General features: G+C 65.4%; 10 protein-coding genes. 6 read left to right on the top strand and 4 right to left on the bottom strand.

What is annotated here, in order from left to right:
* Window positions 1–46: 46 nt before the first annotated feature.
* Genes AB8P05_RS31720 through AB8P05_RS31710 form a run of 3 tightly spaced genes read right to left on the bottom strand, consistent with a single transcriptional unit; the run spans window position 47 to window position 2,827 of the window.
* Window positions 47–802, bottom strand: coding sequence for a crotonobetainyl-CoA--carnitine CoA-transferase (locus AB8P05_RS31720; RefSeq protein ID WP_472762195.1), 756 nt, complete (start codon window positions 800–802; stop codon window positions 47–49).
* A complete protein-coding gene (locus AB8P05_RS31715; RefSeq protein WP_472762194.1) occupies window positions 799–1,833 on the bottom strand; it encodes an NAD-dependent epimerase/dehydratase family protein in 1,035 nt (344 codons plus the stop codon). Before AB8P05_RS31715 ends, AB8P05_RS31720 begins: the two co-directional genes overlap by 4 nt.
* Window positions 1,814–2,827 (bottom strand): GDP-mannose 4,6-dehydratase, encoded by a 1,014-nt coding sequence (locus tag AB8P05_RS31710; RefSeq protein ID WP_472762193.1) that lies wholly within the window; start codon window positions 2,825–2,827, stop codon window positions 1,814–1,816. Before AB8P05_RS31710 ends, AB8P05_RS31715 begins: the two co-directional genes overlap by 20 nt.
* Before the next feature lie 242 nt (window positions 2,828–3,069).
* Here AB8P05_RS31710 and AB8P05_RS31705 point away from each other — a divergent pair, with 242 nt between their 5' ends.
* Genes AB8P05_RS31705 through AB8P05_RS31680 form a run of 6 tightly spaced genes read left to right on the top strand, consistent with a single transcriptional unit; the run spans window position 3,070 to window position 11,113 of the window.
* Complete coding sequence (locus AB8P05_RS31705) at window positions 3,070–6,096, top strand: O-linked N-acetylglucosamine transferase family protein (RefSeq protein WP_472762192.1); 3,027 nt, start codon at window positions 3,070–3,072, stop codon at window positions 6,094–6,096.
* On the top strand, window positions 6,093–6,677 hold the full coding sequence (locus tag AB8P05_RS31700; protein ID WP_472762191.1) for an adenylyl-sulfate kinase: 585 nt from the start codon (window positions 6,093–6,095) through the stop codon (window positions 6,675–6,677). Before AB8P05_RS31705 ends, AB8P05_RS31700 begins: the two co-directional genes overlap by 4 nt.
* Window positions 6,678–6,682: 5 nt before the next feature.
* The gene (locus AB8P05_RS31695) at window positions 6,683–7,438 is read left to right on the top strand and encodes a class I SAM-dependent methyltransferase (RefSeq protein ID WP_472762190.1); all 756 of its coding nucleotides are present in this window, start codon (window positions 6,683–6,685) and stop codon (window positions 7,436–7,438) included.
* 6 nt (window positions 7,439–7,444) lie between these two features.
* A complete protein-coding gene (locus AB8P05_RS31690) occupies window positions 7,445–9,691 on the top strand; it encodes a tetratricopeptide repeat protein (protein ID WP_472762189.1) in 2,247 nt (748 codons plus the stop codon).
* The gene (locus AB8P05_RS31685; RefSeq protein WP_472762188.1) at window positions 9,669–10,316 is read left to right on the top strand and encodes a gamma-glutamyl-gamma-aminobutyrate hydrolase family protein; all 648 of its coding nucleotides are present in this window, start codon (window positions 9,669–9,671) and stop codon (window positions 10,314–10,316) included. Before AB8P05_RS31690 ends, AB8P05_RS31685 begins: the two co-directional genes overlap by 23 nt.
* A complete protein-coding gene (locus tag AB8P05_RS31680) occupies window positions 10,313–11,113 on the top strand; it encodes a phosphocholine cytidylyltransferase family protein (RefSeq protein ID WP_472762187.1) in 801 nt (266 codons plus the stop codon). Before AB8P05_RS31685 ends, AB8P05_RS31680 begins: the two co-directional genes overlap by 4 nt.
* On the opposite strand, the gene AB8P05_RS31675 is transcribed toward AB8P05_RS31680, so the two are convergent.
* A complete protein-coding gene (locus AB8P05_RS31675; RefSeq protein ID WP_472762186.1) occupies window positions 11,080–12,489 on the bottom strand; it encodes a tetratricopeptide repeat protein in 1,410 nt (469 codons plus the stop codon). The genes AB8P05_RS31680 and AB8P05_RS31675 overlap by 34 nt on opposite strands.
* Between the last annotated feature and the right edge of the window lie 104 nt (window positions 12,490–12,593).

Raw genomic sequence — 12,593 nt, 5'->3', positions numbered from 1 at the left:
CCTCGTCCTCTCCTCGATCCCGGTCCGGGAGTACGGCTGCACACCGTTACAAGACCACATACGAAACCCGCGCCGTGGTGGGCAGCCGTTCGATGCGGAGGTCGTTCAATCCGAAGACTTCGCGCAGCGCCACGGTTTCACCGGGGAAAATGTCATCGCACAGTTCATCGAACACCAGAACGCTGCCACGGCAGAAATGCGGCCGCATGGCCTCGAGAGCGGCCTTGGTGGGGGCATAGATGTCGAAATCGAAGATGGCGAGAGAGATGATCGTTTCCGGATGCTGCTTCAGATACTCCGGGATGGTCTGGCTCGCATCTCCTTTGACCAGTTCGAACTTCTTCAGATGACCGATCGGGTTCAGCGCTTCCTGAAGTTGCAGGATGTTGGAAAGCGTTTCCTCATACCCCTCGCTGACCGAGAACGAGCCGTCGGAGCATTTGCAGTTGCTGCCGTCCTTCTCGTTCATGCCGACGAACCCGGCGAAGGTGTCGAAGCCGATGATCTTGCGGTGACGGTTAAAAGGTTCGTAAATGCCGCGCAGAGCCGAAAGGAGCGACAGGGTCTGCCCCCAGCGCACCCCGCACTCCATAACCACGCCATGCGTGTTGACGATCTTCTTGTAAATTTCGTTGAAAAACAAAACGCGAGACAGCGCCTTCGATGTCAGGAAAAGGCCAAGGTTTGGAAGAATTTCGTCGTCGGGGATTGGCGTATTCTTCAAAAGCTCGGTGAACGCCTTCTGGGATGCCTTCTCGTCGTTGCTGGAAAGGACGATGGCGTCGTGCTTTTCTGTCTTCATCGCTTCCAAACTTCCTTGTTGTCGCGCCACCAGTTCACAGTCTGCCGGATTCCCTCTTCGACGGAAATCTCCGGCACCCAACCGGTCAGGCGTTCAATTTTGGTGCAGTCGAGTCCGCGGAACGGAATCGTCGTCGGCGCCTCTCCCAGCTGCCGGAATGCGCGCGGCCGATGGCCGGCAGCGCGCAAGGCATGGGTCATGATCTCTTCCACCGTCGTCGGGCGCCCGCTGCCGACGTTGAAGGTTTCTCCCGACGCCTCGTCGCAGACCAGGAGATGCAGGATGGCGCGGGCGAAATCGTCGGCATGGATGATGTCGCGGGCGACGTCCAGGCTGCCCCAATATTCGAAAGGATCCATATGGTCGACGGCTTTGCGCACCAGCGCCGCCACCACATTGGAGTTCTCCGGATCGAAACGGGCGCGCGGGCCGTAGACGTTGGCCGCCCGCACCACCACCGTCGCCATCCCCGTCTGCCTCTGCCAGAACTGGCATTGCTTCTCGATGTAGCGCTTGGCCCAGCCGACACCGAGATAGGCCGGGTGCGGATCGGCGTCCCAGGCCATCCGGTCTTCGCGTATCAGTCCATCGAAGGGCTGATACGCCGAAGCCGACCCGATATAGACGACGCGGCGCACGCCGGCGTCATGAAGTGCCTCCAGCAGCAGGCTGTCCATGACCACGTTGTCGGTGACCTGGCGCCATGGCTCGCGCCGCGCCTGTGCCGCTCCACCGGTTTCCGCGGCGGCCAGCACCGCCCAGTCGCAGCCGGCGACGGCCCTGCGGCACTCCTCGCGCCGGGTCAGGTCGGCGCCGACATGGGTAACGCGGGGAGAGGAGATGCCGGGCGGGGTGCTGCGTCCGACCCCGACGACCTCGACCTCCGGATCGGCGGCGAGCAGGGCGCGCACGATCGCCGTTCCGACCATGCCGGTGGCACCGGCGACGAACACGCGATGGCCGGACAGCCGGGATGCCAGCCGGGACAAGGGGAGCATTGCCGCAGTGGACTTACCGCTGAGGGTAGACATGGCCGCCCGCGATCCGTTCACGCCAATATTCAAGCAGATCGGCCATGGTCTTTTCGAAGGGAATCTCGGGCTTCCACCCGGTGTGCCGGCTGAATTTCAGTGTATCCGGCACCTGGAGGTCGGCGTCCACCGGACGCATGCGCTGCGGGTCCTGTTCGATGGTGATGTCGGTCCGGGTCGACAGCGACAGCAGATGGCGAAGCATATCCCCCACCGTACAGCTGTAGCTGCCTCCGATGTTGTAATATTCGCCGGGCACGGGGTTGACGGTGACCAGCAGGTAATAGGCGCGCACGGCATCGCGGACATCGGCCCAGGTGCGCATGGAGGCCAGATTGCCGACCTTGATGACGGGGGGCAGCCGGCCATCTTCGATCAGGGCGATCTGCTTGGCGAAGGTGGACTCAGCGAAGACGTCGCCCCGGCGCGGGCCGGTGTGGGTGAACATGCGGGTGGTGACGGTCTTCATCCCATAGGCTTCGCCGTAATAGCGCCCTATCAGGTCCGTACCGACCTTCGAGATCGCATAGGGGGAGGCGGGATGGAACGAGCATTCCTCGTCGATGGGCAGCTTGTCCGCGGACACCCGCCCGAACACCTCCGACGAGGCGCAGACATGGATGACCGGGTCGATGCCCGCGGTGCGGCGAATGGCCTCAAGCAGGCGGGCGGTTCCGGTGATGTTGACGTCCAGCGTCTGCAGCGGCGCCGAAAAGCTGGTCTTGGGATAGCTCTGGGCAGCCAGATGAAAGACGTAATCCGGGCGCGACCGCTCGACCGCCTCGGCCAGGGAGGGGAAGTCGGTCAGGTCGCCGTCCAGCATGAAGATGCGGTCTCCCGCATCGATCCGCGGGATCAGATGGCGGATGTTGTCGAGCGGGCTGCGCCAGCGGCACATCCCGAAGATTTCCCAATCGGTTTCCGCGAGCAGGTAATCGGCCAGATGAGAACCGACCATACCAGTAAACCCAGTAATGAGCGCTCGTTTAGCCATTGTTCTTCCTGTCTACATTTCCCGTTCTGACGGGAAGACAGCTCCCGCGAAGGTCTGCAATCACATGGGTATACAATAGCTCCGGCGGCGGCAAGGCTTTCCGTCAGGCTTGGTTATGTCCGCAGCACCTCCCTGGCGGGAGCCATCAAATTCACAAATTTTAACCACTTGGCGATAGGCTTCGCCCCCTTCGGCCTGCAATTCCCAGCCTCCTATCAAGCCCAATAACGATGGCGCCCGCAATGATCAGACAGGTTCATCGGATCGACGAAATTCCGGTCGATCGCCCCGTCCACATCTTCGGCGGGGGGCAAGGGGGCCGCATCGTTTTCGACGCGATGCGCAAGCAGGGCGGATGGACCATCGCCGGCTTCATCGACAGCTTCCGTACCGAACCGCTCGAAGGATTGCCGGTGCTGTCGCCGGCACAGGCCCTGGCGGAGGGCGCGGCCGACCGGACGGTGGTGGTCGCCAGCCAGTTCTGGCCGGAAATCGCAGCCACACTGCGCGACGCAGGCTGCCGCCACATCTACAACGCCTATTCCGTCATCGCCGCCCGGCAGAAGGACGTCGCCCGCCCCGACCTGGCCGAAGCGCTCCGCTCCGCCACCGGCTACCATCCGCAGGAACTGGTCTCGTCGCTTCTCGCCAGCCCGCATTTCAAGCAGCGCGGCGGCTGGGCGGCGACGATGCTGGCGCTGAACGACTTTGCCCAGGGCGCGCCGCTCTATGTCGTCGGCACCCACCAGCGCGCCCGGCAGATCGCCATGCTGGCGACCCAGAGCGGCCGATCGGTCCTGGCCGGCTACATCGACCCGTCCCTGCCCGACGACGCTCCAGCCGTTGCGATGGGAAGCTGCGTCGTCTATCCGCTGCAGCGCTTCCTGACGGAGGCCGACCCATCCGCCGTGGTGGTCGATCCCATGCCCGGCGGCGCGACCTTGCGCGCCGTCCTGCGGGAACAGGGCTTCCTGCGGTGCTTCGACGCCAGTTCCCTCGCCCTGCCGGACGGGCGCCACGCTCCGGCTCCGGTTCTGACCCCGGCGGAGCCGTTGCCGGACATGCCGCTGGTCTCGGTGGTGCTGGTCTGCCGGAATGCCGCGGCCATGGTGCGGCGTTCCATCGAAAGCGTGCTGCGCCAGACCTATCCCAACATCGAATACATCATCCAGGACGGCGCCTCCACCGACGGCACGCAGGCCCTGATCGAGGAATACCGCGGCCGTCCGGGCTGGAACGGGCGCATCCATCTGGTGTCGGAGGTCGACGGAAACGCCGCCATCGGCCTGCTTCGCGGGCTGCGGCGCTGCCGCGGCGACATCATCGCGACCTGCATGGCCGACGAGGAGCTGCTGCCCGACGCCATCGCCGAGGCGGTCCGCGCTTTCCAGCGTACTCCCGGCACCGGGGTCGTCACGGGGGACGCCTATACCACCGGTCGCGATGGCCGCTTCACCGGGGTCTTCACCGGCGGACCGTTCAGCCTCGCGGGCTACCTGTTCGGCAGCTATTGCCCTTATTTCTCATCGACCTTCTTCTCGCGCCGCGCGCTTGAGGAGATCGGCCTGCACGAGGAAGACTGGAATCAGGACGTCGTCGAGTTCGAACTGTGGATGCGTCTGGCGACCCGGCACACCATCACCCACCAACCGTTCCGTTTTTCCAAATACGCTCTGTATCCGCAGCAGCTCAGCAACGTCGCGCGCCACATCCGCTTCCATCTTTTCCGCCGCATTGAGGTGCTGTCCCATTTCTTCTCGCTGGACGGCTTCTTCGGCCCGGTGAAGAACCTCTATGGCTTCTGGGAAGAGTGCATCGTCCGGCAGTATGCGCTGTTCTACAACCACGCCCTGTCGGTGGGAGAGGATGTCCGGGAACTGGGGATTCCGTTGCGCCGGGACGAGGCGATTCCCATCGATCTGCCGCCTGCGGGCGCCGGGGTCCACAAAGAGATCGCCGCACTCTACGAGATGCGTGGCCAGGTGGAGGAAGCCGTCCACATCCTCAAGAAGGCGCGCCCTGCGTTCGACGAAACCGCCGACTCCCTGGCCGTTCAGATCCTGCTGAAGTCCCCCGCCGCGACCAACCGCGACCTTCTCGACGCCCAGCTCGACTGGGCCGACCGCCATGTCCGCCATCGCCCCCTGGATGAGCGGAACCTGCCGCCGCTGAAACGGGGTCCCGACGGAAAGCGGATCAAGGTCGCCTATATCTGCCCGTTCGCGACCGCAAGCTACTTCCAGTTCCAGGTGGTCCCCTTCGTCCTCCACCATGATCCGGCGCAGTTCGAAATCCATTGTTATACCGCAGGGATCGAGCCGCCCGACCTCGCGGCGGCCGGGGTCACCGTCCGTCTTGTCGATCACCTGACGGACGAGGAGTTCGTCGCCCTGCTGCGCCGCGACGGCATCGACGTGGCGTTGGAACTGACCGGCTTCAGCGCCGGCCACCGCTATCGGGCGATGGGTGCGCGCGTGGCGCCCGTGCAGATTTCCTACATCAACCATACGGGAACCTGCGGGGTCGACGCCTTCGACTATTGCATCGCCGACGCAAGGTCCGCCCCCTCCTGGCTCGACCCCTATTTCACGGAGCGCATCTATCGCATCGACGGCTGCTTCTTCTGCTTCGACTATCGGGGGTCCGATGCGCCGGCGGCGGCGGCCCAGCCACCCGTCCTTGCATCGGGGCAGGTGACCTTCGGCTGTTTCGGCAGCGGCTCCAAGTTCAATGCCGACCTGATCGCGCTGTGGTCGCGTCTGCTGCGGGCCGTGCCGCAGTCGCGTCTGCTGCTGCGCAACGCCAGCCTGTCCTGGATGGACAACCGGCGCTTCCTGGCCGACCTCTTCGCCCGCAACGGCATCGGCCCCGACCGGCTGATGCTGGAAGCCGGAGGCGACCGGCTGGAGATCATGGCCGATTACGCCCGCGTCGACATCAGCCTGGACAGCTTCCCCTATTGCGGCGGCAACACCATCGCCGAATCCCTCCATCAGGGAGTGCCGGTGGTCACGCTGCGCGGTTCCACCTTCGCATCCTGCTACGGGTCGTCGATCCTGGAAGCGTCCGGCTGCGCGGATCTGGTCGCCGACACGCCGGACGATTACGTCCGGCTGGCGGCGGAACTCGCCGCGGCACCGGAACGGCTGGCGGCGTACCGCACCCGCCTGCGCGACATGATGGTCGAGCACGGCTTCAGCGATTCCGAACGCTTCGCCCGCAAGCTGGAGGCGGCCTACCGCGATATGCTGGGCAGGCTGCCGTCATGATGCCGTCCGTTGCCGGGCCGGCGCCGGTCTTGTGGATCACCGGCCTGTCGGGGGCCGGCAAGACCACGATTGCCGGCCTGCTGACCGAACGCCTGCGCCTGCGGGGCGGAAGCTGGATCATGCTCGACGGTGACCGGATGCGGGCCATGTTGCCCTGGCCGGGCGGTTACGAGCGCGAAGAGCGGGAGAAGATCGCCTTCTATTACGGCCGGCTGTGCGCGGAAATCTCCGGCCAGGGCATCGGAGTGGTCTGCGCCACGGTGTCGATGTTCCACTCCGTCCGGCGATGGAACCGCGACACCATGCCAGGTTACCGGGAAATCTACCTGCGGGTTCCCATCGAGGAGTTGCGCCGCCGGGATTCCAAGGGGCTTTACGGCGCCTCGGACGCAGGCGGACTGGTCGGGGTCGACATCGCGGCGGAAATGCCGGAAGCACCCGACCTCGTCATCGAAAACCATGGCGGCCAGTCGCCGGAGGATGCGGTTTCAGTTATCTTAGCCGCAATGGAGAAGGATTTTTACGGCCCCCGTTCCATTCGCCGAAGCGATCAAACCCCAGAACAATCAAAAGCGGAATGAACAACATGAAAGTTGAGTGGAACTATTCCTCCCTGGCCCGGCCTTATCTGAACCGTCCGGATTACGCGCCGCGCGGCATCGACCGGATGCTGGAGATTGCCGGTGTGACGGCGGGAGCCATGGCGTGCGACATCGGTGCCGGAGTCGGACATCTGACCATCCCGCTGCTGGAGCGCGGGCTGACCGTCGATGCGGTCGAACCCAACGACGCCATGCGGGCATTGGGAGCGGAGCGGACCACCGGCTTTCCGGCCGTGTCCTGGTACGAAGGCGTCGGCGAGGCGACCGGGCGGCCCAACCATGCCTTCGATCTGATCACCTTCGGCTCCTCCTTCAACGTCACCGACCGGCCCAAGGCTTTGAACGAGACGGCCCGCATCGGCAAGGCCGGGGCCTGGTTCGCCTGCATGTGGAACCATCGCGACCTGGACGACCCGCTGCAGGCGGAGGTCGAGGCGCTGATCCGCAGCCACATCCCGAATTACGATTATGGGGTGAGGCGGGAAGACCAGACCGCCGTGATCGACCGGAGCGGGCTGTTCGGTGGCGTCACCCTGATCGAGGAGCCGGTCCGTCACCGCGTCACCGTGGAGGACTGGATCGATGCCTGGAGATCGCATGCCACACTGGCCCGCCAGGCCGGCGACCGGCACGCGGCGGTCGTCGACGCCATCGGCTCCCTGCTGCTCGACAGGGGGCTTTCCGAGATCGACGTTCCCTATACGACCCGCATCTGGATCGCTCCCCTGCGGACGGCGTGAACGGCCATGGATCAAGTGCAGAGGGCGGAGCCGGATTTTCTGGTTGAGGGCAGACGTCTGCTTCAGGCGGGGGGACGACTGCCCGAGGCGATCCGGCATCTTCGATGCGCCATCGTCGATAGACCGGGTTTGGCCGAGCCCTATCGCCATCATGGGACCGCCTTGCGGGCTTCGAATGATCATGGTGCTGCGGTCCGCTCCCTGGCGCGTGCATGCGTGCTCGATCCCTCCGATCTCGAGGCTCCGGCCCAGATGGCACGGCTGGCCGAAGCGGAAGGCCGTCTCGACGATGCGATCGCCGCGTTCGAGAGCATCCTCGAACGCGATCCGTCGCATTCCTACTCCTGGCTGACCCTGTTCCGGGTCGCTCTGCTGGCCGACCGCCTTCCTGAATGGCGCGACTTTCATCTCGACTGGATGGAGAAGGCCGGCGGACAGGCCATTCCCCGCCTGCTGGCCGCCCGCCTGCACCGTCATTTCGGGGAAAGCCGGCGCGGAGAAGAGCTTCTGCTGGAAGGGGTTTCCCGCTATGGAGCGGTTCCGGCCTGGCTCGATCAGCTGGGGGTCTTCCAGGCGCTCGACGGCAGGATCGATCAGGCCGCGGAAAGCTTCTCGCAGGCTTGCGCCTCCGCTCCGGACGATGTGTCGATCCATCGCAACCGCGCGGCCCTTCTGCTGGCGACCGGACGGACGGAGCAGGCGCTTCGGCATCTCCGCACCCTTGCCCAGAGCGATGGGGCGGGGAGGGCCGCGCCCGATGTCCGCGGCACTCTGCTTACCGATCTCAGCACCGCGCTGCGCCTCTCCTGGAAACCGGCGGAAGCTGCGGAGGCGGCGGCACAGGCATGCCGGGCCGATCCGATCCAGGCCTCCAGCTTTATCGCCCTGGGATTGGCACATGCATCCCTCGGCAATTGGGCGGATGCGCTGATGGCCATGCGGCAAGCCCATGTCCTGAATCCGGACCGGGCGGACCTCTCCCTGGCGCTGGAGGCCTGCCACCGCCTTATCCGCGATACGGGCGCAACCGGCACGAAGAGCGCCGGCGATCGGACGTCCGGGATCCTGGAGGCCGTGTTCGCACCGTCCCGACAGCCGCTGGACCTGATCTTTCCCGATCCGGTCCTCGCCTCCCGCCGGCACCTGAATGCCTATGCCGACGCCGAGCGCCCTTCTGGAGTTTCCCTTGGCTCTGCCGGCGTGCTGCAGGCGGAAGACGAGCGGGTCGTCACCCGTCCGCTTTTCTATTTCGGCCGCGCATCGGCGGCGCAATCATCCCCCCTGTCAAATTTTCTGATCACCTCCTGGGGCCATGCCGGCGCCATTTGGCTGGCGGCATCGATGAATCTGCATCCGGGCATGCTGGTGACCGTCGGCGCCGATCATCCTCTGGAGTGCTTCACATATTATGATGTCAACCGGAACTACCGTGCCATCGATCCTGCTTCAGCGCGGCGGATTCTACGGCATGGCGTCCATCCGGAAGGGCGTGTCTTTCTGCCTTCCGAGTTGCAGGCTCTGGTACCGGCCGCTGGCAGGGATCCCGCTCTCTTCCCCAGAATCGTTTTAGAGGAGCTGATCGAACTGGCCGCCCTCGATCCGGCCGTCAAGGTGGTGGGGAACATTCACGGCCTGATGATCGGTCCTCTGTTCCAGTCCTTCCGTGCCGATCCCACCCTGTTCGACGGGCGGGCGGTCGCCGCGCTGGACCTGATCCGTCATCCCGTTCCGCGCACTGAATCGGCGATCCGCGCCACCATTCATTACCATTTGCCGGCACTCGCACCGGCGATCGACTCCTTCATCATGCAGAATTCAGTGCTGTGCCGGAAACTCGAGCGTGAATACGGAATCGATTTCTCCGAGCCGCGGGCGCGGGCGGCCCTTCACGTCTTCCGCCAGGGCAGGCAGAACCAAGTCTGGGCCGGTGAAATTCGCCAGCATCCGGACATCGGCCGAATTCTTCTGGAACGTCTGAAGACGGAACCGGAATATTTCGCCCATCTGCTCCATCGCATTTCCTGTGGCCGTATTGTCGCGGATCAGCAGTTGCTGGAGCGTGTCTATACGCCTGAAAACCTGAACAAGGGCCGCCGCACCCCGACCCTGGGGCTTGAACGGCCGGCGGATGCGCGCGACCAGTTCGCGGCCTGGAGTCCGTTCGAACAGGCGGAGTTCCGACGGCTGCGCCGGATTTATGGACTGGACGAGGTTTATGGGCAGTTCGGCTATGACTTCAGCTTCGTCGGCTGAGCCGTCCGCCTTTGCGGTCGGCGTGACCCAGCGCGTGCAGATCGACCCCCGGCATGGGGAGCGCCGCGATGCCCTCGACCAGCGTTGGCACCCCTTCCTGGCCGCCAGCGGCATCGTCGGCGTGCCGCTGCCCAACGATCCGGCCCTGGCCCTGGAATCGGTCCGAGCGCTCGGGCTGCGGGGCATCCTGCTGACGGGCGGCAACGATCTGGCCGTTCTGGGCGGCGACGCCCCCGAGCGCGATGCGACGGAAGCCGCCCTGCTGGATCTGGCGACATGGGGCATGCCGGTCCTGGGAGTTTGCCGGGGGCTTCAGATGATCCTCGCTCATTTCGGCGCGGTGCCGGCCCCGGTCGCCGGGCATGTCGCCATCCGGCACCCCCTGACCTTTCAGGGGCGGTCGCGGACGGTGAACAGCTATCACGGCTATGGCGCCGCTGCCGCCATGGTCGCACCGGCGACGGCCGGCGCCCTGGAGGTGACGGCAGCTGTCGACGGGACGGCCGAGGCGGTGCGGCATCGCAGCCTGCCCATCGCCGGATTAATGTGGCACCCCGAACGCGAGGAGCCTTTCGATCCTCTCGACATCGAATTCTTCAAGAACTTCTTCGGAGCGACGCCATGAAGGCAATCATCCTCGCCGCGGGCCGCGGCAGCCGCATGGGCGGCGCCACCGCCGAGCGGCCGAAATGTCTGGTCGAACTGGCGGGCCGGCCCCTTCTCGACTGGCAGATCCATGCCCTGAGCCAGGGGGTCGAAGACATCGCCATCGTGCGCGGCTGGCAGGCGGAAAAGCTGGACGGGCGTGGCCTGAAGACCTTCGACAATCCACGCTGGAACTCCACCAACATGGTGATGTCGCTGGCCTGTGCCGCGCAATGGCTGGAGGCGGAGCGCTGCATCGTCAGCTATTCCGACATCTTCTATCCGGGCGCCGCCGCCCGGACGCTGGCAGGGTCGCCCCACGACCTGACCATCGCCTACGATCCGCACTGGGCGGCCCTGTGGTCCCGCCGTTTCGCCGATCCGCTGTCGGATGCCGAAACCTTCCGCATCGACGCGCAAGGCCGGCTGGAGAGCATCGGCAGCCGGCCCGCGACCATGGAGGAAGTGCAGGGGCAATATATGGGCCTGCTGCATTTCAGCCCCGCCGGCTGGGCGGCGGTCGCATCGCTGCTGGCTGGCCTCCCGGACGCCGAACGCGACAGGCTGGACATGACCTCGCTGCTGTCCCGCCTGCTGGTGCGGGGAGGCCATCCATGGCGTTCCGGTCGAAGGCCCCTGGGGCGAGGTCGACAACGAAGCCGATCTGGCGCTCTACCATGCCATGATCGCCGCCGGAGAGTTGCCGGCCTCCCCCTGGTAAACAGGCAGGATGACGGGCAGCGTCAGAAGGCTATGGCGCTGCCCAGGGACCGATAGGCGTCGCGCAGCATCGACTGTGCCCAGGCCGGCCGCTGCCTGGCCTGGAACGGCAGCCAGACGCCATGCACGGCGATTGCCTGGCGATGGGCCTCCAGCGCCTCCTCGGTCTTCCCCACCCCCTGCAGGGCAAGGGCGAGATTGGTCAGCACCCATCCGCTTTCGGGCAGGCGCGCTACCGCCTTGCGCTGGAGATCCAGGGCTTCCTCCAGGCGTCCAGCCTGCTGAAGCGCCAGACCTTCATAGGTGACCAACCAGGAATCGACGGAGCCCGACAGACTGGCCGCCTGGCGGGCGGCATCGAGCGCCGCCTCGGCATTCCCCGCCTTCAGCATCACAAGAGACAGGTTGGCTGCACTCCAGAAGGCGGCGGAGGGATCGGACATCGCCAGCCGCAGACTGGCCGCCGCCTCATCCAGGCGATCCAGCGCCAGCAGCGCAATACCCAACTGGTTACGCAATTCGGCGGTCTTCTTTTCCGCAGAAGCCGATCTGAGCAGGACTTCCGCGTCCTCCAGACGCATCGCCGCAAACAGTGCGTTGGAGTAGTGGCTGTAGATGCCGTCCATCTGGGCCGCATCCGGCAGGGCTATCGCCTTTTCCAGCACGGCAAGCGACCCTGCCACATCGCCCTTGACTTGCAGCAGGAAACCGTAGCGGGCCAAGATTGAGGTCCGCTCTGGATCCACGCTGGCCGCCCGCCCAAGCAAAGCAACCGCGCCGCCAAGGTCGCCCGCGGCATATCGGGCATCGCCCAGAATCCGCAATATCCGGCTGTCCTCCGGGCACAGGGCCTCCGCCTGTTCGGACAGCCGCAGGATTTGCGCCGGTGGGGCCGCCTCCATAGCCAGAATCGCCCCGGCGCACGCGTCGCGGACGGCGTCCAGCGCCCAGGCGCCGATGTCCGCGACACGCCATCCGTCAGTCCCGGAGACAGGGCCATCGGGCTCCAGGACCGCCAGGATGCCGGCAATCGCCTGAACCGCACCATCCTGCGGGGCGAGCCTTAATGCCTGTTCGACCAGTTCGTCCGCACCGCGAACCTGTCCGGCGGCGATCAGGGCAGCGGCAGCCAGACAGCATCCCTTGGATGCGAAATCGGGATCGACGGTGCAAGCTTGGCGACGCACGGCATCCGCCTGCGGCTGTTCCAGTCGGTCCAGCATCGACCACAGGCGGAAATGGGCCTCCAGATAGTCGGGCCGGATCTCGATGGCTCGCCGATAGAATCCCTCGGCTGTCGCGACATCGCCGGTGCGTTCGATGGCCACGCCCATTTCATACTGATAGGCGGCCAGGGTGTGGACGCGGATGCGTTGGCGCCAGGCATCCACCATCTCTGCGTTCAAGGCTGGACCGTTCGTCGCTGGCGCCATCGCCTTCGCTCCTCAACAAAGGACGGCCCCGCATCCATAGCTGCAGCCGGGCCGGCACCGGATACCGATCCGGTGGTTATGGCGCCGGGATAAGCGGCGCACAA

It is taken from the genome of Azospirillum sp. VT-I1 (assembly GCF_055698305.1).
This window is presented reverse-complemented; position numbering and strand designations above follow the sequence as displayed.